Genomic DNA, 20,859 nt, shown 5'->3' with positions numbered 1-20,859 from the left:
CTGGATGAGCGTGACGCCGCTACTTCCGCTCCGGATGCCAGGCGCCGTCCCAATCCGCCGCCGGCGGGTTCTGCACAAAAGCTGCGACGCGCGCCTTCATAGCGATCGACGGGCCGTCGCCAGGCGCCGCCGCCAGCGCCGCGGCGAAGGCTTGCTCGGCGTCATCCCAGCGGCGGTCGCGATAGGCGGCGAGGCCGTCCGCGTAACGCTGCCGCAACTCGGCCTGCGCCGGCGTCAGTTCGTCCTTCTTGCCGAGGATTTCGAACACCGCGACCGGCTGGGTCTGCCCCATCACGACGAGACGGTCGATCTCGCGCAGCTCGATGGTTGCGGCGCAGGCCGCGGCGGTGGCCTCCGAGATCAGGCTGCGGCTGCCGTAAAACTTGTTGGCGCCTTCCAGCCGCGAGGCGAGGTTCACGGTGTCGCCGAGCACGGTGTAGCTCATCATGAACTCCGAGCCGATGCTGCCGACCAGGGCCTCGCCGGTGGCGATCCCGATCCGGATGTCGCAATCGGCCGGGATCACGCGCACGCCGAGCAGTTCCGGCAGATCCTTGCGCAGCTGGTTGACCTGGCCGATCATGTCGATGGCGGCGAGCGCGGCCAGATGGGTCTGCTCGGCTTCCTCGACGAAGGGCGCGCCCCAATAGGCCATGATGGCGTCGCCGATATATTTGTCGATGATGCCGCGATGCGCATGGACCGGCGCCGACATCGTCGACAGATAGAGGTTCATGATCTTGACGAGGCCGCTCGGCGTCACGCCCTCGCTCAGGCTGGTGAAGCCCTTCATGTCGCAGAACATCACCGTCATGACGCGGCGCTGTCCTGCGGTCGCGGCGATCGCCGGCTGTTCGAGCAGGCCCTCGGCGATCCGCGGATTGATGTAGCGGCCAAACGTCTCGCGGATGCGCTGGTTGTGGCGCAGCGTCTCGATCATGCGGTTGAAGGCGGCCGACAGCTGGCCGATCTCGTCCTGGGTCGTGATGGTGATGGCGCCGTCGAGGCGGCCGGCCTCGACCTCGCGGGTGCTTTCGAGCAGGCGCATCACCGGACGCGTGATGCCGCTGCCGACCAGCATCGCGAACACGAAGCCGAGGATCGCGGCTATGGCGGTCACGACGCCGGAGATGATGATCGCCCGCTGCTGGGCACTCATCACCTTCGCGGCGGCCGAAGCGACCTGCGCCAGCATGTCGGCACGGATGCCCTCGATCCTGGTGTTGAAGTCGTCGCGCAGGGCGTCGGCGCGGAGCGTGGTCGCTTTCGCCGCCGCAAAGTCCTTGGCCTCGATTTGCTCGAGCAGCGTCTTGTTCTCTGCGTTCAGGCGCATCAACAGGTCGTTGACGGCATTGTCGATGCGGTCATCGAGGCGTCCGAGCGCGGCGTTGTCGGATGGCGTCGATGGATCGGCGATGATCGCATCGATCAGCACGCGTGCGGCGTCGGCCTCGCGCTTGATCAGGGGCTCGATCTCCTCGAAGGCCTTGCGCGCGCTTTCATAGCCGGAGTCTTCGCCCGGCGCCTGCATCTTTGCCATCATCATCCGGCGCATGGCGAGCGACCGCTCCAGCGCGCGGATGTTGACGCGGGCGAGGTGGCCGTAGGCGGGGATGTAGCGGTTGGTGAGTTCGTCGAGGAGATGGCCGACCTGGCCCGCCATCACCATCGACAGCAGCGAGGTGATCACCGCGAGGATGATGAGTCCCGCGGCAATGCCGACGATCTTCTGCCTGATCGAATTCCGAAACATGCCCAGCCCGGCCGCAGCTGCAATGAGCGGGTCCACCCCGCCGTGACGGCCAGACAGCTAATAGAGTTCCGCGGGGCGGGGTGCAAGCGACCGGCGCCTGCCATCCCGTCCCGAGGCGGGCGCCGGCGGCTAGCGGAGGCCTTCGTAGACCATCAAGCCGCGCGCGATGGCGAGCTTGCGCAGGGTCCGCGGCACGAACCGCTCCTGGGGATGCAGGTAACGCCACGAGGTCAGCACCAGGTCGTGCAGCCGGCTGACGTCGTCCTCGAACGGGGCGAGCAGGCCGGTGAGGCTCGCCGGCATATGGACGCGGCTCGTGAAGGGCAGCAGCAGCAGTTCGAGATGCGCCTTGGCGCCGGTCTCGGTCGTAGCGGTGATGCCGGCGATGGCCGGCAGGGTCTCTTCGACGACGCAGGTGATGATGTCTTCGATCTCGCCGCGGCTCGCACCTGTGAACAGGGCGGAAAAGCTCCGGTTCTTGAGGTCGCAGCCGAGCAGGGCGGAGGTGCGGGTGCCGGCCACGCGGAACGGAAAGCGGGTCTCGCCGTCATAGGACAGTACGAAGATGTCGGACAGCAGTTCGCGTATCGCGGACGGCTCGAACTCACTCCGGTCAGGTGCACGTGCGGTGCCGCGCTTCGCATTCCAATATGCGAAGAACTCGCGGCTTGAGCTGTGTTTCATCTAAACCTTGCCCGGCACCTGTCTCGGCGGGACACATCTGTCCCGGTTTTGCTCAGGCGCCTTCCCTTCTCTGTTGTGCAGGGAAGGCTGTGCAGCGTCCATGCCGTGGCCGCGCTTTGGGCGGCTTATCGGCAGCTTTGTGTTGTTAACGTAAATTTAACTATGTCCTTGGCCCCCGCGGAACCAGTGGGTAGGGTCCGCGCGTTCCCGTTCGCGCCGGCTGCCCCAAGCGCCGGCGCCGTTGGTACACAGGTGGCGTCAAACAGTTTGGTCACCGTGCGGGGAGGGGTGGGGACGTTCTCCCGATCCCTCCGGGGCACGAGAAGACCAGCCGATCAGGGAGGGCGTTCTCAGCGCCCTCCCTTTTCTTTTGTCCCGATTCCGGGCTGCGCGAGACTCGGTGTCCGATTTTGGGATTGTGCACTTGCACAGGGGTGCGAAAGCCGCCTATCTCTGATCCACCGCCGCATCGAGGTCGCCGACCCCTTGGACTCCCATCCCGAATCCCCGCTCGCGCCGCCGCCGGAGGCGCCGCGCGAGCCGATCCTGACCTTGCCGCCGGCGCTCACCGCCTACATCCTCCTGGTCGCGGCGATCCATCTGCGGGTGCTGCTGCCGCCGGAACTGGAGAACTGGACCATCGACGTCTTCGGCTTCATCCCGAAGCGCTACGATTCGACGCTGCTCGACATCACCTTTCCGGGCGGCGAAGGCGCCAAGGTCTGGACCTTCGTCACCTATTCGCTGCTGCACGCCAACCTCACCCATATCGGCTTCAACGTGCTGTGGCTGCTGCCGTTCGGCAGCGCGCTGGCGCGGCGGTTCGGCGCGCTGCGTTTCTTTGTCTTCATGGCGGTGACGGCGGCCGCCGGCGCGCTTGCGCATCTGTTGACCCATGAGCACGCGATCGCGCCGATGATCGGAGCGTCGGCTTCGGTGTCGGGGACGATGGCGGCGGCGATCCGCTTTGCCTTCGTGAAGGGCAGCTTCCTGTCGTTCAGCCGTGGCGATGCCGAGGCGGCGGCCAAGGTGCCTGCGCTGTCGCTGTGGCGGGCGCTGCGCAACGGACGGGTGCTCGCTTTCCTGGCGATCTGGTTCGGCGTCAACATCCTGTTCGGCGCCACCTCGCTGTCGCTCGGCGGCGAGGGCGCGAGCGTCGCCTGGCAGGCGCATATCGGCGGCTTCCTCGCCGGACTGCTGCTGTTCTCGTTGTTCGATCCGGTGCCACGCACGCGGGACGATGCTGCAGATGCGTCATCGGTGGATCAGTCGGGGCGCGTCTGATCGCCGCTTGCGGCCTGGATCGAATTCCTCCATCATCTTTGCGACGCAGAAACAAAGCGGGCCGACAATCGAGCCCTGCTACTCGCCGCGCCCCGGAACCGAAATCGGCGCGGAACTGTTGATTGAAGACTCTGGCGAACAGGCTCGACCCGCCCAAGGCGCGGGGCACGAGCGGATTCAGGGAGGCCGACAATGACGGTACGTTCCATTCTCGATGCAAAAGGCCATCAGGTCATGAGCGTCGCGCCCGGCGCGAAGCTCTCGGCCGCGGTCAAGCTGCTCGGCGAGCGCAAGATCGGCGCGGTGCTTGTGATGGAGCAGAGCCGCATGGAGGGCATCCTGTCGGAGCGCGACATCGTGCGCGTGCTCAGCGAGCGCGGCGCAGGCGCGCTGGACGAACCGGTCAGCGCGGTCATGACCAAGAAAGTCGTGAGCTGCCGCGAGTCCGATACGGTCAGCGGCATCATGGAGATGATGACCACGGGAAAATTCCGCCATCTTCCTGTCGTCGAGGACGGCAAGGTGGTCGGGCTGATCTCGATCGGCGACATCGTCAAGCGGCGCGTCGAGGAATATGAGCGCGAGCAGGAGGCGCTGCGCGACTACATCAAGACCGCTTGAGCGCTACTTGCCGGTGCTGCCCGCGCTGCTCGACGGCGGCACCAGGATGTCGATCGCCTCCTCGATTGCGCTGATGGAGCGTTCGGCGGCGCGGATGCCGTGCGCGATCAGGTCGTCGGCGCGGTGGAAGTCGAACCAGCCGATCTGACCGACCCGCGGCGAGATCAGCATATCAGGCGGATCGCCGGCAAGGCGCGCGCGGGTGATGCGGTCCTGCATGATGTTGAAGGCGTCGACCATGACGCTCGAAATGCCGGGCCGGCTGGCGCTGCCGAAAAACTCCCGCTTCACGGTACGTTCGGCGGAGAAGAAGCGGCCAAACCGGCGCTTCGGCGGCTCCGGCTCGAGCTCGGCCTCGGCGGTCACGGCAACCGTCACTTCGGGCGCGGCGGACGGGCCGTGATTGTAGATCGTGGTCGAGTGCGCGAACACGTCGCTGGAGAGGTTCGCCGCAATGACGATCTCGGCGCCGAGCGCGCGCGCGGCCGAGACCGGCACCGGATTGACGAGCGCGCCGTCGACCAGCCAGCGGTCGCCGATCAGGACCGGCGCGAAGATGCCGGGCAGGGCGTAGGAGGCGCGCATGGCGTCGACCACGCGGCCCTGGGTCAGCCAGATCTCGTGCCCGGTGCGCACTTCGGTGGCGACGCTGGCGAACTTGACCGTGAGGTCCTCGATCATGACCTGGCCAAGCGCGGCCTCGATCTCGGCGGCCAGCTTGGCGCCGCGGATCAGGCCGGAGCCGTTGAGGCGGATGTCGAGGTAGCCGAGCACGCTGCGCGGCTGCAGGCCGCGCGCCCACTGCTCCAGCGTCTCGATATGGCCGGCCGCATAGGCGCCGCCGACCACGGAGCCGATCGAGGTGCCGACCACCACATTGGGGACGATGCCGTGGGCCAGCAGGGTCTTGATGATGCCGATATGGGCAAAGCCGCGCGCGGCGCCGCCGCCGAGCGCAAGCCCGATGACCGGCCGGCGAACCGTTCCCAGGCCTACCTTGTCGAGGCCGTCGGAGCTCTTGTGGCCTCGGCCCATCCAGCTATCCAACACGACAAATCTCCTGCCAGCGCGAGACTAGGCTGCGCAGCATGGCTGCGCCAGCGTCGTCCGTCTTCATGGTTAGTCCCACAGGCATGATTCATGCCCCGGGTAGTCCGCGGTAGGCAGGGAATGTGACTGGACCGCGACGATAGGGCTAACATCGGCTTGATCGCGCGGTTCCAAATGGCGGAGGGCGCCCGCCCGGACTGTGACAAAGCCTTGGACGCACCTTGGACGAAGGCTTGAATTTGCCGCGTTTTCGTTGAAAAGCATGGTGATGACTTCGAGGGGCAACGGCATCGGCGGATGCGGGCGGGGCATGCGGCTCCTTCCGCTGTTGACGCTTGCGGCATTTTTGCTCGCCCTGATCCCCGGTTCCGTATCTGCACAGTTCTTCAGCGACCGGCCGCCGCCGATTCCGCCCGCCTCGGTCCCGGAGGTGCCGTCCGGTCCGGCGCTCAACCTGGCGCCGCCATCGGGCGGTGGTTCAGGGCCCGTTCTGCCCGGCCCGCTGAACCAGCCGACCATCGTCCAGCCCTCGACTGCGACGGTGCCGCCGGTGTTAGCAGCGCCGCCGGCCGGGTCGCCGGCCGCGGGGCAGGCGGTGCTGTCGCTGACGGCGCGGTACGGCAAGGACCTGCCGGTCATCAATGCCGGGCTGGTGTGGCGGGTGTTCGCCGACAAGCCTGACGACAACGGCACCTACAAGCTGATCCGCGAAGAGCGCGGGGCGACGCCCAACGTGGTGCTGCCGCCCGGCAACTATGTCGTCCATGTCGCGCTCGGGCTCGTCAGCGCGGTGCGCGCTGTCAACCTGAAGTCGGAGACCGACCGCGAGTCCTTCGTGCTGCCGGCCGGGGGCCTGCGGATCGAGGGCCGCGTCGGCAGCAGCAAGATCCCCGCCAACCAGATCTCGTTCGCGATCTACAAGGGCAGCCAGTTCGACGGTTCGGACCGTGGACCGATGGTGCCGAACGTTGCCGCCGGCGACGTCGCGCTGTTGCCCGAGGGCACCTACTACATCGTCTCCAACTATGGCGACGCCAACTCGGTGGTGCGCTCCGACATTCGCGTCGCAGCGGGCAAGCTGACCGACGTCACCGTCACCCATCGCGCCGCCGTCATCACCCTCAAGCTGGTCAGCGAGCGTGGCGGCGAGGCGCTTGCCAACACCGCCTGGTCGGTGATCACGCCGGGCGGCGACGTGATCAAGGAATCGATCGGCGCGTTCCCGCGCGTCGTGCTCTCGGAAGGCGAGTATCGCGCGATCGCCAAGAACGAAGGCAAGGTGTTCGAGCGTCCCTTCAATGTCGTCAACGGTGTCGATGGCGAAGTCGAGGTCGTGGCGCGCTGACGTCCGACTGGCCTGCATTTCATGCAGCTGTCATAGTCTCTAATGTGAACTAACCATCGCGCGAATTTGAGCCGTCATAATCGCTCGCGGCGATGCCGGGCCTGCCTATTTTTACATGACGTTAAGCCGCTGCATGACTTGGATGTCGTGGGGACTAGAGTTTGCGTGGGGCGCGCCATGGTCATGGCCAACAAGAAATCAGCAAAAGCATCGGCCAAATTCAATTCCGAGATGTTCGCCGACGTACCGGTTCTGCAACGCAAGTGGCAGGCCGCGGTCCGTCCCGGCGAAAAGCTGCCGCACTATGAAGACGTGATGCTCGGCAGTCTCGGCCGGCTCGCGGATCATATCGTGCTGCTGCGGAGCGTCGATGGCATGCTCAGCGTCTCGCACGCCGGCCGCTATGTCCAGACATGGCTGAACGACGAGCGCTGGGACATTCCGCTCAGCGCGCTGCCGCCGGATTGCGCCACTGCGTTGACCGAAGCCGCCGCAAACGCGCGCGAGAACTGCCGGCCCTATCTGGCGTCAGCGCATTGCGTCCGCGACGGGTTGGTGCGGACCTTCGACGTGCTGGCGCTGCCGACGCGGTCGCGCTGGGGCGGTATCCTGGTCGGCGTCTACGTCAACGAGCGCAATGCGCAGTACAATCTGCTCGATACGATTTTCTCGGCCACCGACGAGGGCGTGCTGTCGCTCGCCGCGATCCGCGATGCGCGCGGCGAGCCGGCCGACTTCCAGATCGTGCATCTCAACCAGGGCGCCGCAAGGCTGCTGATGCAGCCTGCGACCGAATTGCTGTGGCGCCGGCTCAGCGTCGGCGGCAACCCGCTTGCGGCGTCATCGGTGATGAGCCGTCTGCGTGGATTTGTCGGCGGCGGCGCGGGCGGGCAGTTCGAGATCGACAGCGGTGATCGCTGCCTGCGGCTCGGCGTCACGGCGTTCGGCGACATGCTGTCGCTGACCGTCTCCGACGTCACCGCGCTGAAGCAGCGCGAGCTGTCGTTCCGCCTGCTGTTCGAGAACAACCCGATGCCGATGTGGGTGTTCGACGCCGGCACGATGGAATTCCTCAGCGTCAACGACGCCGCCGTTCAGCACTATGGCTACAGCCGGGAAAAGTTTCTCGGCATGACGCTGCGCCAGATCTGGCCGGTGGATGAGTGGAGCGTGCACAGCGCCGCCTTGCGCGAGATCGGCGACGTCTATCAATCGAGCCGCGACTGGCGGCACATCAGGGCCGATGGCAGTGAGATCCATGTGCTGACCTTCGGACGCAAGGTGGCGTTCGAGGGCCGCGACGGCTATCTGGTCGCAGTGGTCGACATCACCGAGCGCCGCGCCGCCGAAGCGCGGATCGCGCATATGGCGCACCATGACGGTCTCACCAATCTGCCGAACCGCGATTTCTACCAGGAGCGCCTGCGCGAGGCGCTGGAGCGCGGCCGCAGCGGCAACAAGCGCGTCGCGGTGATGTGCATCGACCTCGACCTGTTCAAGAACGTCAACGACTCCTTCGGGCATCCGATGGGCGACCGGCTGCTCAAGCTGGTGGCGGAGCGGCTGCGCGAGGTGGTCCGCGACGACAATGTGGCGGCCCGCCTCGGCGGCGACGAATTCGCGATCGTGCTTGCGGCCGACGTTTCGCCGAACGAAGCGAGCGCTTTCGCCGAACGGCTGATCGAAGCGCTGAGCGCGCCCTACAACATCGACGGGCTCGAGGTCGTGGTCGGCGCCAGCGTCGGCATCGCGCTGTCACCGGGTGACGGCACGACGTCGGAAGAATTGATGCGCAATGCCGACATGGCGCTATACCGCGCCAAGTCCGAGGGCGGCGGCGTGCATCATTTCTTCGAACCGGAGATGGATCAGCAGGCGCAGAAGCGCCGCGACATGGAGCGAGATCTGCGCGCGGCCTTCAGCAACGGCGAGTTCGAGCTGCACTACCAGCCGCTGGTCGATATCGCAGCCGACCGCATCTCTGGCTTCGAGTCGCTGCTGCGCTGGCGGCACCCGCAGAAGGGCATGGTCTCACCTGCAGAGTTCATCCCGGTTGCCGAAGACATCGGCCTGATCGTCGCGCTCGGCGAATGGGTATTGCGCGAAGCCTGCTCCGAGGCGATCAAGTGGCCGGCCGACGTCAAGGTCGCCGTCAATCTGTCGCCGGTGCAGTTCCGCAGCCGCAATCTGGTCCAGGCCGTGATCTCGGCGCTGGCGCATTCCGGGCTGCCGGCGCGGCGGCTCGAGCTCGAGATCACCGAGTCGGTGTTTCTGGCGGAGACCGAGGCCAACCTCGCGATCCTGCATCAGCTGCGCGAGCTGGGCGTCAGCATCTCGATGGACGATTTCGGCACCGGCTATTCCAGTCTGAGCTATCTGCGCAGCTTCCCGTTCGACAAGATCAAGATCGACCGCTCCTTCGTGAAGGATCTGGCGCGGCGCTCCGATTGCCTTGCGATCGTGCGCGCGATCTCGGGCCTTGGCCGCAGCCTCAGGATCACCACGACCGCGGAAGGGGTCGAGACGACAGACCAGCTCGACTGGCTGCGCGCCGAAGGTTGCAACGAGGTGCAGGGATTTCTGTTCAGCGCGGCGAGGCCGGCCGGCGAGATCGCGGCCTTGCTGAGCGGCTTTGCCGAGCGTGCGTCGAAGGCGGCTTGAGTCGCTTCTGCGATTGCCAAGCCCGAGGGCCCTCGTAGCCCGGGTGAGCGCAGCGATACCCGGGACGAGCGTCCCGCATATCGCTGCGCTCATGCGGGCTACAAGGCTGTAACCCTAGAACCGCGTCACGATATCCGATAGCGCCGGGCGCGGGCGGTCCTCGCTCGGCCTGGTCGGGGTGCCGATGTGAATGAGCCCGGCGAGCTTCTCGTCCGGCTTCAGGCCGAGGCCGTCGAGCACGTCGCGGTCGAAGGCGAACCAGCCGGTCAGCCAGCAGGCGCCGTAGCCGAGCGCGGTCGCCGCGGTAACGATGTTCATCGCGCTGGCGCCCGCCGACAATTCCTGCTCCCACGGCGGCACCTTCGGGTGCGGCTTGGTGAAGGAGACCACGCCGATCACCAGCGGCGCGTCGGTCAGCCGCTTCTTCTCGACCTCGATGTCGGAGGCCGGCGCGCCGGGATTCTTCCGGGCGAAGACCTTTGCGATCACGTCGCCGGCCCGCGCGCGGGCATCGCCCTCGAACACGATGAAGCGCCAGGGCGCGAGCTTGCCGTGGTCAGGCACGCGCGCGCCGATCGTCAAAATGGTCTCGAGCTCGGCCGCGGACGGGCCCGGGCCGGTCATCTCGCGCGGTTTTATCGAGCGGCGCGTCTTCAGGAGTTCAATGGCATCGGGCACGGAAATGTCCTTCAAGGGGAGTCGTGCCCCCAAGATGGGGGCACGACCAAGCCAATGAAAGCCAGTTTAGACCGATTGTGAAGATCAGGCGACGGATCGCGCCCGCTTCACGTCGGGCGGCGTCGCCTCATCCACCAGCGCGGCGATCGCCTCATCGGTCGGCATCACGGTCTGCCGCTCGCTGCCGAGGCGGCGGACCGAGACCGAATGGGTTTCGGCTTCCTTCTTGCCGACGACGAGCAGGGCCGGAATCTTGGCCAGCGAGTGCTCGCGGACCTTGTAGTTGATCTTCTCGTTGCGCAGGTCGATCTCGACCCGCAGCCCGGCGCGGCGCGCGGCGGCTGCCACCACCTTGGCGTACTCGTCGCCTTCGGAGGTGATGGTCGTGACCACGAGCTGCGTCGGCGCCAGCCAGAGCGGGAAGTTGCCGGCATAGTGCTCGATCAGGATGCCGATGAAGCGCTCCATCGAACCGCAGATCGCGCGGTGCACCATGACGGGTGCCTTCTTCGAGCCGTCATGATCGATGTAGAACGCGCCGAACCGCTCCGGCAGGTTGAAGTCGACCTGGGTCGTGCCGCACTGCCAGTCGCGGCCGATGGCGTCGCGCAGCACATACTCGAACTTCGGTCCGTAGAACGCGCCTTCGCCCGGATTGATCTCGGTCCGGATGCGGTTGCTGCCCTTGGCCTTGATCTCCGACAGCACCGTCGCCATCACGCGCTCGGCGTGATCCCACATCTCGTCGGTGCCGACCCGCTTCTCCGGCCGCGTCGAGAGCTTGACCGTGAGCTCGCCGTCGAAGCCGAAATCGGCGTAGGTCGACAGGATCAGGTCGTTGATCTTGAGGCACTCGTCGGCGAGCTGCTGCTCGGTGCAGAACACATGGGCGTCGTCCTGGGTGAAGCCGCGCACCCGCATCAGGCCGTGCATCGCGCCCGACGGCTCATAGCGATGCACGACGCCGAACTCGGCGAGCCGCAACGGCAGGTCGCGGTAGCTCTTCAGCCCGTGCTTGAATATCTGTACATGGCCGGGGCAGTTCATCGGCTTCAGCGCGAACCAGCGCTTGTCCTCGGCCTCGTCGCCGGCGGACTGCGCCGCGAACATGTTCTCGCGGTACCAGTCCCAATGGCCCGAGGTTTCCCACAGCGCCTTGTCGAGGATCTGCGGGGCGTTGACCTCGTCGTAATCGCCGAGCAGCCGGCGCCGCATATAGGCGATCAGCTGCTGGAAGATGGTCCAGCCCTTGGGGTGCCAGAACACCACGCCCGGGCCTTCCTCCTGGAAGTGGAACAGGTCGAGCTCGCGGCCGAGCTTGCGATGGTCGCGCTTCTCGGCTTCCTCGATCTGCTTGAGATAGGCGTCGAGGTCTTCCTGCTTGGCGAATGCCGTGCCGTAGATGCGGGTCAGCATCGGATTGTTGGAGTCGCCGCGCCAATACGCGCCCGCCACCTTCATCAGCTTGAAGGCGTTGCCGATCTTGCCGGTCGAGGTCATGTGCGGGCCGCGGCAGAGATCGAACCAGTCACCCTGGAAGTAGATCTTGATCGGCTCGTTGCCGGGAATGGCGTCGACCAGCTCGACCTTGAAGGCCTCGCCCTTGTCGCGGAACACCTGCTTGGTCTTCTCGCGATCCCAGACTTCCTTGGTGAACGGCTTGTCGCGCGCGACGATCTCGCGCATCCGCTTCTCGATCGCGGCAAAATCTTCCGGGGTGAACGGCTCGTTGCGGAAGAAGTCGTAGTAGAAGCCGTTCTCGATCACCGGGCCGATCGTGACCTGGGTGCCCGGCCACAGCGACTGCACGGCTTCCGCCAGCACATGCGCGGCATCGTGCCGGATCAGTTCCAGCGCACGCGGGTCTTCGCGGCCGATCAGCTCGATCTTGGCGTCGGCCTCGATCGGATCATTGAGGTCGGCAAGCGTGCCGTCGAGCGCCATCGCGACGGTGCGCTTGGCGAGCGAGGGCGAAATGCCTTTGGCGATGTCGAGACCGGTGGTCCCTCTCGGGAAATCGCGCCTCGCTCCATCAGGGAAGGTGAGGGCGATCTTGTTCACGGGTTCTGCGGGTTTGAGGTTAGAGAGGCTGTACTGGAATCCGGATTCGGATTTGGGTGGCGTATCGGCCATGGTGTCTCCTGTAGCTCACTCCTGCGAACGAGCGCAGGTAAGCGGAAAGCAGCGGTATAGCAGGGGATTTGACGCCTGCAATCCGGCAATATCAAGAAAATGGGCCTCCGGCCGCGCGGATTTGAACAAGGCTCGGCTGCAGCTGACGCCACGGATCGTTGCGACGCTGCCGATCATCGTCTAACGTCCGGCGTCCGTTTTCCGCCATCGCGCGATCCGCAAGGTTCATGTTTTCCCGTTTCCTGTTTTTCGTGGCGTTGCTTCTGATCCCGGGCGTGTTGCGGGCGGAAGAAACACCGGTCCAGAAGGCCGGATTTGCGAAAAAGCTGACCATCTATCTCGCCCATGGGCCGGCGAACGCCTGCGGCGCCGGCTGCGATCGCTGGATCGCGATCGAAGGCGAGATCGATCGGGAAGCCGCGCAGCGGATTCGCACCTTCCTGTTTGCCAACAAGGACAGGCAGCTTCCGATCTACCTTCATTCGCCGGGCGGAAACGTCGAGCAGTCCTATGGGATCGCGCGGTTCCTGCGCGCGCACAAGGCAATCGCCCGGGTCGGCCGTACTATCGTGCCGGCCTGTTCCACAGGCACACAGATTGACGCCGCCTGCCTGAAGATCAAGGCCGCCAAGGGAGAGGTCGAGGCCGAACTCACCACGCGCAACGCGATGTGCGTCTCGGCCTGCGCCTATCTGTTCCTGGGCGCGACCAGCCGCGAAGTGGCGCCCGATTCGGTGCTCGCGGTGCATAACTCCAAGCTGATGTTCGTCGTCCACGGGCATCCGCCTGCGCAGGCCGTCGCGGACTTCAGGCGGCGCGAGATGGTGAGCGCCGATCGCGACCGCAATGTATTCCTCGCGGCGATGGGCATCAGCCATGAGCTCAGCGACCTCATCAAGTCCGTGAAGTTCGAGGACCTGCACGTGCTGACGCGGCCGGAGCTCTATCAATTCGGCATCGATACGCGGCCGCTGCCGGAAACCCTGTGGGCGGTGGAGAAGGAGACACGGCCCTATGTTCGCAAGATCGTGCAGCAGAAAAGGGCCGACGGCAGCGCGTTCCGCATGATGGAGTGGCGGCTGTTCTGCGAGAGCAAGGATCGCGGACGGCTGATGTTCGTGCGCGAGTTCGAGGAGGGGGCAGCCGGCAAGGGCACGGTGCTGATGATGGCCGGCGCGACCAGAACCGTCGCATTCGGCCGGTCGGCGCGGTTCGGCAAATACGAGGTCTGGAGCGAGGCGGTGACATCGGACGCCGTCAAGGCGATGCTCGCGGCCCCGCATCTGCAGATCGGCGAAAGCCCGATGGCAGCCGACGCCAAGCTTGACGCCAAGTCTGACGTCAAGTCTGACACCAAGTCCGGCCTTGCGACATTCGATATCGGCACCATCGGGCTGGAGCGGGGCTGGACGCAGCTTCTGGCATCATGCCCGGCGGCGACCGCCGCTCCGAAGCCTGCGAGCCCGTTGCCGGCCGCCGTGTCGCCGAGCGTCAGTGCGGTGCCGGCGGCATCGCCGTCGCCATGAGCGCAAGAGGCGCCGTTCGATCAGGTGCCATGCATTTAGATGCAGTTGCATCGATCTCGGCGTCTGCTAACAACGCGGCGTGAAACGCTTCGCTCCCACCGCATTGATGCTTGGCAACATCGTCACCGGCTGCTCGGTGCTCGCGCCGGCCGGCATGCTGGCGGAGTTGTCCGACGGACTAGGCGTCACGATCCACACCGCGGGTCTCCTGATCACCTTCGGCGCGATCGTGCTGTGCGTGGGCTCGCCGGTGACGGCGTGGTTGACCAGCCGGACCGAGCGGCGGGCCTTGCTGACGGCGACGCTGCTGGTGCTGACCCTGACCAATGCTGCTTCTGCCTTCGTGCCGAACTACGACAGCCTCCTGATCATTCGGCTGGTGATGCTCGCGGTCGGCGTGCTCTACACGCCGCAGGCGGCAGGCACCGCGGCACTGATTGTGCCGGTGGAGAAGCGCGGCAGCACGATTGCCTACATCTTCCTCGGCTGGTCGCTGGCCGCCGCGATCGGGCTGCCGCTGATCACCTTCATCGCAAGCCGCTACGGCTTTCGCGCGACCTATGGCGCGATCGCGCTGACCGGGCTCGTCAGCTCCCTGCTGCTGTGGTGGCGGCTGCCAGGCGGATTGCACGGCGCGCCGGTTGATCTCCGAACCTGGGTCGATCTCGGCCGCAATCCGATGGTCATTCTGCTGCTGTCGATCACGACGCTGCAGATGTCCGGCCAGTTCGTGGTGTTCACCTTCATGGGGCCGCTGCTCGCCAAGCTGACCGGCGCCAATGCGGACGCCGTCGGGATCGTGTTCGCGCTCTACGGCATCTTCGGGTTCGTCGGCATCGTGATCGCAACGCGCGTGGTGGATTCCTGGGGCGCCTGGAAGACCTCGGTCCTGTTCACCGTGCTGCTGCTCGCAGGCGTCGCCGGCTGGGCGCTGAGCGCCGGCGCCTACGCCCTGATGGCCGCCTCCGTCGCGGTGTGGGGCCTCGGCTTTGCGTCGACCAATTCGATGCAGCAGGTACGCTTGGTCGGTGCTGCTCCGGCGCTCGCTTCGGCGTCGGTCTCGCTCAATACCTCGGTGCTGTATATCGGCCAGGCCATCGGCTCCGCGATCGGTGGCTTGCTGTTCGCCCGCGAATGGCTGCACAGCGCGGGCTACGTGGCCACGGCCTTCGTCGCGGCGGCGCTTGCGGTCGTGGTCATCACGCGGCCGCGACGGACGGCTGTAACCGCCGCGGCCGAGTGAACGGTTGGCTTTCACGCTTGTGTTCGCGAGAGCATCCCAAGCAACGATCCGCGTGAGGAACATCCGGGAACTCGACTGCGCGTCACCACCTCACGCTTTGACTGGGCACGATGAACGCCGTCGTGCTCGGCTTGTTCGGATTGTGGGTGAAGTAGCCGTAGGCGGCGACGATCACGACGAGCAAGGCAAGCACGGCCAGCAAGTCGATCTGCCGGGGATCATGACCGTTGTGGCTGATTTTCCAGCGCATTGTTGTTTCCTCCCCAAGGGGGGCAATGAAACAATGCGCCAACTATCGCCACAGTTCCGCCGGGCAGCAATGCGCGCCGCGCTTGGACGTGCCGCAGCAATCGATCAATTGTCGTTGACGCCGCGTCAGCCTTCGTTGACGCCGCGCCAGCGGCCATAGCGCCAGGGCAGGTACCAGCGTGCCCCGGGCGGCTTCGTCAGCGGGACATTATCGATCCCGGATGTGCCCCAGGGCTGGCAGCGCAGCAGCCTTGCCAGCGTCATCCAGCCGCCGCCCCACAGGCCGAAGCGTTCGATCGCCTCGTCGCCATAGATGGAGCAGGTCGGCAGATGCCGGCAGTTGTAGCCGACCAGCGGCGACAGCGTGTGCCGGTAGATCCAGATCAGGGCGCGGCCGAGGTTGCGCGGCAAGCGGCGCATGGTGCTGGCACAGTCCATGCATCGTGGATGGTGAGTCGTTGAATGGTCTGTCGGCGGCATACGCAAGTATGTACGTAGTCTTGCGGGGGTTCCAAGCCAAGGAACTGTTTTGTTGCAGATATTTACGCCACAGTTCGTTATTATTGCACAGCACCGATGGCGCTGCAGCAAGGGCTCTATGGACGGTCCGGGTCAGCAACGCTACCGTTCCCATAACGCGCCGCTGACAGAATCGTGGCGCATTGCCATGGGGCCATTGCCACCGCTCGCATCACCAAGGGCTTGGGGGAAGGAACCAAATTGAGGCTCGTCAAGTCGCTCTCGTTGCGCAGTTGGGCGCTTACCGGCGCCGTTGCTCTTTGCTTCGCGGTTTCCGGCACCGCCGCCATGGCGGGCGGTTCCGCGCAGGCCAATTCGACCCTCGAAGAGCGCAAGCTGCCGATGAAGTTCAGCTGGATCGCCTGCCAGCCGAATTGCCGCGGCTGGGTGTCCGCGGTCGGTATCATCACGGCCGATAGTCCGAGGGAATTCGACGAGTTCGCGCGCGGCCGCCAGCTCAACGGCGCCACCATCGTGCTCGATTCCAGCGGCGGCTCGGTCAACGACGCAATCGCGCTCGGCCGCCGCTTCCGCGGTCTCGGCGTGCTGACCACGGTCGGCACCAGCGTCGTCAATCAGGCCGCGCAGAGCGGCCGCGCGAGCGTTCTGCCGGATGCCTATTGCGAGTCGATGTGCGTGTTCCTGCTGTTGTCGGGCAAGACGCGCTATGTTCCGCCGGCCGCCCATGTCCGCGTGCATCAGATCTGGATGGGCGATCGCGCTGACGACGCCAAGGCCGCGAGCTACACCGCGCAGGACCTGATGATCGTCGAGCGCGATATCGGCCGTCTTGCCAAGTACACCTTCGATATGGGCGGCGCGGGGGATTTGCTGGCGCTCTCGCTCAGCGTGCCGCCGTGGGAGGACCTGCACGAGTTGTCGACGGCCGAATTGCGGCTGACCAATCTCATCACCACCGAGGCGGTTGCCGACGTGCTGCCGCGGCAGGACAACACCAAGGACAACGCAATTCCCGTCGCCGAGGCGAAGCCGAAGAACAACGATCGCTTCGTGAGCAGCGCGATGGAGGGCGAGGCGTCGCAGGCGGCGAGGGCGACCAAGACCGCCGAGGCCGTGGTGCCGACCGGTGGCAGCGCAGCGCCGGCGCCGGTCCAGCCCGCGCAGTAAGCTTCGTCTCGTTCGTGGATGCGTAAGCGGACCTCTGATGCGCAATTGCGCATCGGGGACCTCGAGGTGGAATCTTACGCCGGCTGCGACGCCTTGGCCTCGATCTGGCCGATCGCATCGACCACGGCATCGAAGGTCAGCATGGTCGAGGCATGGCGGGCCTTGTAGTCGCGCACCGGCTCGAGCAGCGCGATATCGGCCCATTTGCCGTCCTGCGGGGGCTGGCCATTTTCCTTCAGCATCTTGCGGACCGTCTCGCGCAATTCGCGCAGCTCGTCCGCGGTCGAGCCCACCACCCGGCTCGCCATGATCGAGGATGAGGCCTGGCCGAGCGCACAGGCCTTCACGTCATGGGCGAAGTCCGTCACCACGGGACCGTCCATCTTGAGGTCGACCTTGACGGTCGAACCGCACAATTTGGAGTGGGCGGTAGCGCTGGCGTCCGGGTCGGCCAGTCGTCCGAGGCGCGGAATATTGCCGGCCAACTCGATGATCCGCTTGTTGTAAATGTCGTTCAGCATGGGGACAGATGCCTGGTTCCGGCCGTGCCGGGCGCTCTTGGCGGCTGGGTTGCACCGTCCTATATATGGACGGCAACGCCGGAAACATAGCCCGGCCATGCAGCCACCGCGGCCCACCTCCGCCGCGGCGGTGCTACAATTGTGGGACTCAGGCGCCCGGCGGTCGAACCATCCGCCCCGTCTGCCCGGTGACACATCCGGACCAAGGTCAAATCCGAGGGCCGGTCGAACGGAGAAGACATGGACGCCTTGATCAAATCGATTCGCCCCAGCAAGCCGGCCGACGCCAAGCCCGGCGAGCTCGACCCCTCAGAATTCATGACGGCGGCCGTTCGTGCCGACCAGCCGCGCCCGTCGCGGGCGGAGGCGGAGGACGCCGTGAAGACGCTGCTCGCCTATATCGGCGAGAACACCGGCCGCGAGGGCCTGCTCGACACGCCGCGCCGGGTCGTCGAGGCCTATGACGAGCTCTATCAGGGCTACCACCAGTGCCCGGCCGAGGTGCTGAACCGCACCTTCGGCGAGACCGCCGGCTACGACGATTTCGTCCTTGTCCGCGACATCGAGTTCACCTCGCAGTGCGAGCATCACATGATGCCGTTCTACGGCAAGGCGCATATTGCCTATACGCCGGTGGAGCGCGTCGTCGGCCTTTCCAAGCTGGCGCGGCTGACCGACATCTTCGCCCGCCGTCTGCAGACCCAGGAGCATCTCACCGCGCAGGTCGCTGCTGCGATCGACGAGGTGCTGAAGCCGCGCGGCGTTGCCGTGCTGATCGAGGCGGAGCATACCTGCATGTCGGTGCGCGGCGTTGCCAAGCATGGTGCATCGACCTTCACCAGCCGCTTCACCGGCATGTTCCGCGACAATCCGGCGGAGCAGCAGCGTTTCCTGTCCCTGGTGCGAGGACCGAACCGGTAACCTCGCATTTTCCCGAGCGAGGTTTTCCGTGTCCGCAGCGACCCACGATCACGACCGCGAGGAGGGGCTGGCTTTCCAGCCCAAGTTCGACGCGGCAGGCCTTGTGACCTGCGTCGCGACCGATGCCGCGACCGGCGATGTGCTGATGGTCGCGCATATGAACGACGAGGCCCTGCGCAAGACGATCGCGACCGGCGAGGGCTGGTACTTCAGCCGCTCGCGCAATGCGCTGTGGCGCAAGGGCGAGAGCTCAGGCCAGACCCAGCGCGTGGTCGAGATCCGGATGGATTGCGATCAGGACGCGGTGTGGATCAAGGTCGAGCAGATCGGCGCCGCCTGCCACACCGGACGGCGCTCCTGCTTCTATCGCGCGGTGAAGGACGAGGGCGGCAATGTCAGCCTGTCCTTTGTCGACGCCGAGCAGCTGTTCGATCCGGCGCAGGTCTATCGCAAATAGAGCGTTGACCTAGATCAAATGCGATGCATCGAAGTGGTGCACTGCGTTGCCTCCTGTTCGGCTGTGTGCAAGTAATTGCACATCGTCGTCGCGCTGGGGGTGAGTTGTGGCGCATCGTCTGATACCGCTTGTTGGGTTTCTCGCCTGGGTTGTGTTGCCGATCGGTGCAGCGCAATCGCAAACAACCGAGCGCGCACCCGATACGATGGCCGCGCGCGTCCTTGCCTGTGCGCCGTGTCACGGCGCCGAAGGCGAGGGCACCAGCGACGCCTATTTCCCGCGGCTGGCCGGCAAGCCGGCGGGCTATCTCTACAACCAGCTCGTCGCATTCCGGGATGGACGGCGGAAATATCCGCCGATGAACTACCTGCTGGAGTTTCAGACCGACGATTACCTGAAGAAGATCGCCGAATATTTCGCCTCACTCAGGCCGGCATTTCCGCCGCCGGTCCCGCCCGTCGACAGCAAGGAGATTCTGGCGCGCGGCGAGACGATCGTGAAGAACGGCGATCCGCAGCACGGCATTCCGCCCTGTTCAGCCTGCCATGGTCCCACATTGGGCGGCATGGAGCCCGGCATTCCCGGCCTGCTTGGCCTGCGCGCGGCCTATATCAGCGGCCAGCTCGGCGGCTGGCGCTACGGCACGCGGACCGCGTTCGCTCCCGATTGCATGCAGATCGTCGCGAGCCTGCTGACAGAGGACGATGTGAAGGCGGTGGCTGCCTACCTGTCCTCGCGTCCGGCGCCGGCGGATCCATCCTTCGCGCCGCGAGGCAGCCTTCCGATGCCGCTCGAATGCGGCAGCGAACCGCATTGAAGGGATCGTGCCGATGTCGCGAACCTTAACAGGACTGCTTGTTGGACTGATGCTGGCATTCTCGCCCGTTGCGGCCTCGGCGCAGCAGAAGGCGGCCGATCCGGCCGTCCTCGCCAAGGGCGAGTATCTCGCACGCGCCGGCGATTGCATCGCCTGCCACACCGCGCGCGAAGGCAAGACCTTCGCCGGCGGCCTCCCGATGAAGACGCCATTCGGCACGCTCTACACGTCGAACATCACGCCCGACCCGCAAACCGGGATCGGCACGTGGACCTCCGATCAGTTCTACCAGATGATGCACAATGGCCGCTTCCCCGATGGCGGCCTGGTCTATCCGGCGATGCCGTTCGCCTCCTATACCAAGGTGACGCGCGAGGACAGCGACGCGATCTACGCCTATTTGCGCACGGTGCCGCCGGTCAGGCAGCTCAACAAGCCGCACGACCTGACATTCCCGTTCAACAACCGCTCGCTGATCCTCGGCTGGCGCACGCTGTTCTTCAGGGAAGGCGAGTTCAAGCCTGATCCAACGAAGTCGGCAGAGTGGAACAGAGGTAACTATCTGGTCGAGGGGCTGGGTCATTGCGGGATGTGTCACACCCCGATCAATGCGCTCGGCGGCAGCAAGCAGTCGCAGGCCTTCGAGGGCGGCCTGATCCCGATGCAGAACTGGTACGCGCCGTCGCTGACCTCCAACAAGGAGACCGGGCTCGGCGACTGGACGATCGAGGAGATCGTCGACTATCTGCGCAAGGGCGTGTCCGCCAAGGGCGCCGTGTACGGGCCGATGGCCGAGGTCGTCTACAACAGCCTGCAATTTCTCAATGATGATGATGCGCGCGCGATGGCGGTCTACCTGAAGGGCCTTGCGCAGGGCGGTCCTCCGGAGAAGGCGTCGACTTCGCTGCCTTCGGCCGAGAGCAGTCTGCTGCTGTCCTTCGGCAAGTCGATCTATGACCGCGACTGCGCAAGCTGTCATGGCGCGACCGGGCAGGGCATGCCGCCGGATTATCCGCCGCTTGCCGGCAATCAGTCGATCCAGATGGTCTCCGCGGTGAACCCGATCCGGATGGTGCTCAATGGCGGATATCCGCCGGGGACGTCGGGCAATCCGATGCCCCACGGCATGCCGCCGTTCGCGCAGAAGCTGTCGGATGACGAGGTCGCGGCTGTCGTGACCTACATTCGAACGGCCTGGGGCAATCGCGGCGAGCCGGTGTCGGCGCGACAGGCCAACGAACTGCGGGCAGCAACGCTGAACTAGGGGTG

Annotated in this window: 19 protein-coding genes; 11 read left to right on the top strand and 8 right to left on the bottom strand. The window is 65.6% G+C overall.

The window, feature by feature from the left end; translation table 11 throughout:
• Positions 1-19 precede the first annotated feature (19 nt).
• Both ACVWY5_RS21415 and ACVWY5_RS21410 read right to left on the bottom strand, forming a co-directional pair.
• Positions 20-1,753 (bottom strand): adenylate/guanylate cyclase domain-containing protein, encoded by a 1,734-nt coding sequence (locus ACVWY5_RS21415; RefSeq protein ID WP_038377748.1) that lies wholly within the window; start codon positions 1,751-1,753, stop codon positions 20-22.
• 129 nt (positions 1,754-1,882) lie between these two features.
• On the bottom strand, positions 1,883-2,437 hold the full coding sequence (locus ACVWY5_RS21410) for a PAS domain-containing protein (protein ID WP_028336149.1): 555 nt from the start codon (positions 2,435-2,437) through the stop codon (positions 1,883-1,885).
• 486 nt (positions 2,438-2,923) lie between these two features.
• On the opposite strand from ACVWY5_RS21410, the gene ACVWY5_RS21405 reads away from it, so the two are divergent.
• Both ACVWY5_RS21405 and ACVWY5_RS21400 read left to right on the top strand, forming a co-directional pair.
• Positions 2,924-3,721: a rhomboid family intramembrane serine protease gene (locus ACVWY5_RS21405; protein ID WP_028336150.1), complete on the top strand. Its 798-nt coding sequence runs from the start codon at positions 2,924-2,926 to the stop codon at positions 3,719-3,721.
• Positions 3,722-3,913: 192 nt separating this feature from the next.
• Positions 3,914-4,342: a CBS domain-containing protein gene (locus ACVWY5_RS21400; RefSeq protein ID WP_028336151.1), complete on the top strand. Its 429-nt coding sequence runs from the start codon at positions 3,914-3,916 to the stop codon at positions 4,340-4,342.
• Positions 4,343-4,345: 3 nt separating this feature from the next.
• On the opposite strand, the gene ACVWY5_RS21395 is transcribed toward ACVWY5_RS21400, so the two are convergent.
• Complete coding sequence (locus tag ACVWY5_RS21395) at positions 4,346-5,392, bottom strand: patatin-like phospholipase family protein (RefSeq protein WP_028336152.1); 1,047 nt, start codon at positions 5,390-5,392, stop codon at positions 4,346-4,348.
• Positions 5,393-5,660: 268 nt separating this feature from the next.
• On the opposite strand from ACVWY5_RS21395, the gene ACVWY5_RS21390 reads away from it, so the two are divergent.
• Entirely contained in the window at positions 5,661-6,737 is a 1,077-nt protein-coding gene (locus ACVWY5_RS21390) for a hypothetical protein (protein WP_028336153.1), read from the top strand.
• A 177-nt stretch (positions 6,738-6,914) separates the two neighbouring features.
• A complete protein-coding gene (locus tag ACVWY5_RS21385; protein WP_028336154.1) occupies positions 6,915-9,398 on the top strand; it encodes a putative bifunctional diguanylate cyclase/phosphodiesterase in 2,484 nt (827 codons plus the stop codon).
• A gap of 114 nt (positions 9,399-9,512) precedes the next feature.
• Here ACVWY5_RS21385 and ACVWY5_RS21380 read toward each other — a convergent pair whose 3' ends face one another.
• Both ACVWY5_RS21380 and thrS read right to left on the bottom strand, forming a co-directional pair.
• Positions 9,513-10,076: a nitroreductase family protein gene (locus tag ACVWY5_RS21380; protein WP_028336155.1), complete on the bottom strand. Its 564-nt coding sequence runs from the start codon at positions 10,074-10,076 to the stop codon at positions 9,513-9,515.
• 84 nt (positions 10,077-10,160) lie between these two features.
• Positions 10,161-12,209 carry a threonine--tRNA ligase gene (thrS, locus tag ACVWY5_RS21375; RefSeq protein ID WP_028336156.1) on the bottom strand — a complete coding sequence of 683 codons (2,049 nt, stop codon included), beginning with the start codon at positions 12,207-12,209 and terminating at the stop codon, positions 10,161-10,163.
• A gap of 227 nt (positions 12,210-12,436) precedes the next feature.
• Between thrS and ACVWY5_RS21370 the strand changes: the two genes are divergently transcribed.
• Together ACVWY5_RS21370 and ACVWY5_RS21365 are read left to right on the top strand one after the other, a co-directional pair.
• Positions 12,437-13,735 (top strand): COG3904 family protein, encoded by a 1,299-nt coding sequence (locus ACVWY5_RS21370; RefSeq protein ID WP_028336157.1) that lies wholly within the window; start codon positions 12,437-12,439, stop codon positions 13,733-13,735.
• A 106-nt stretch (positions 13,736-13,841) separates the two neighbouring features.
• Positions 13,842-14,978 carry an MFS transporter gene (locus ACVWY5_RS21365; RefSeq protein WP_051376254.1) on the top strand — a complete coding sequence of 379 codons (1,137 nt, stop codon included), beginning with the start codon at positions 13,842-13,844 and terminating at the stop codon, positions 14,976-14,978.
• Between the two features lie 82 nt (positions 14,979-15,060).
• Here ACVWY5_RS21365 and ACVWY5_RS21360 read toward each other — a convergent pair whose 3' ends face one another.
• Both ACVWY5_RS21360 and yidD read right to left on the bottom strand, forming a co-directional pair.
• Positions 15,061-15,228 (bottom strand): hypothetical protein, encoded by a 168-nt coding sequence (locus ACVWY5_RS21360; RefSeq protein WP_016843922.1) that lies wholly within the window; start codon positions 15,226-15,228, stop codon positions 15,061-15,063.
• A gap of 125 nt (positions 15,229-15,353) precedes the next feature.
• The gene (gene yidD, locus ACVWY5_RS21355) at positions 15,354-15,665 is read right to left on the bottom strand and encodes a membrane protein insertion efficiency factor YidD (protein WP_028336159.1); all 312 of its coding nucleotides are present in this window, start codon (positions 15,663-15,665) and stop codon (positions 15,354-15,356) included.
• A gap of 282 nt (positions 15,666-15,947) precedes the next feature.
• Between yidD and ACVWY5_RS21350 the strand changes: the two genes are divergently transcribed.
• Positions 15,948-16,874, top strand: coding sequence for a COG3904 family protein (locus ACVWY5_RS21350; protein WP_028336160.1), 927 nt, complete (start codon positions 15,948-15,950; stop codon positions 16,872-16,874).
• A 74-nt stretch (positions 16,875-16,948) separates the two neighbouring features.
• Here ACVWY5_RS21350 and ACVWY5_RS21345 read toward each other — a convergent pair whose 3' ends face one another.
• Positions 16,949-17,395 carry an iron-sulfur cluster assembly scaffold protein gene (locus ACVWY5_RS21345; protein ID WP_028336161.1) on the bottom strand — a complete coding sequence of 149 codons (447 nt, stop codon included), beginning with the start codon at positions 17,393-17,395 and terminating at the stop codon, positions 16,949-16,951.
• 240 nt (positions 17,396-17,635) lie between these two features.
• Here ACVWY5_RS21345 and folE point away from each other — a divergent pair, with 240 nt between their 5' ends.
• From folE to ACVWY5_RS21325, 4 genes are all read left to right on the top strand, one after another.
• On the top strand, positions 17,636-18,316 hold the full coding sequence (gene folE, locus ACVWY5_RS21340; protein ID WP_028336162.1) for a GTP cyclohydrolase I FolE: 681 nt from the start codon (positions 17,636-17,638) through the stop codon (positions 18,314-18,316).
• Positions 18,317-18,344: 28 nt separating this feature from the next.
• Complete coding sequence (gene hisI, locus ACVWY5_RS21335; protein ID WP_028336163.1) at positions 18,345-18,773, top strand: phosphoribosyl-AMP cyclohydrolase; 429 nt, start codon at positions 18,345-18,347, stop codon at positions 18,771-18,773.
• Positions 18,774-18,978: 205 nt separating this feature from the next.
• Positions 18,979-19,590, top strand: a complete 612-nt coding sequence (locus tag ACVWY5_RS21330) for a c-type cytochrome (RefSeq protein WP_080667172.1) — start codon at positions 18,979-18,981, stop codon at positions 19,588-19,590.
• A 13-nt stretch (positions 19,591-19,603) separates the two neighbouring features.
• On the top strand, positions 19,604-20,854 hold the full coding sequence (locus ACVWY5_RS21325; RefSeq protein ID WP_028336165.1) for a c-type cytochrome: 1,251 nt from the start codon (positions 19,604-19,606) through the stop codon (positions 20,852-20,854).
• Positions 20,855-20,859 lie beyond the last annotated feature (5 nt).

It is taken from the genome of Bradyrhizobium sp. USDA 3256 (genome assembly GCF_054058275.1).
This window is presented reverse-complemented; position numbering and strand designations above follow the sequence as displayed.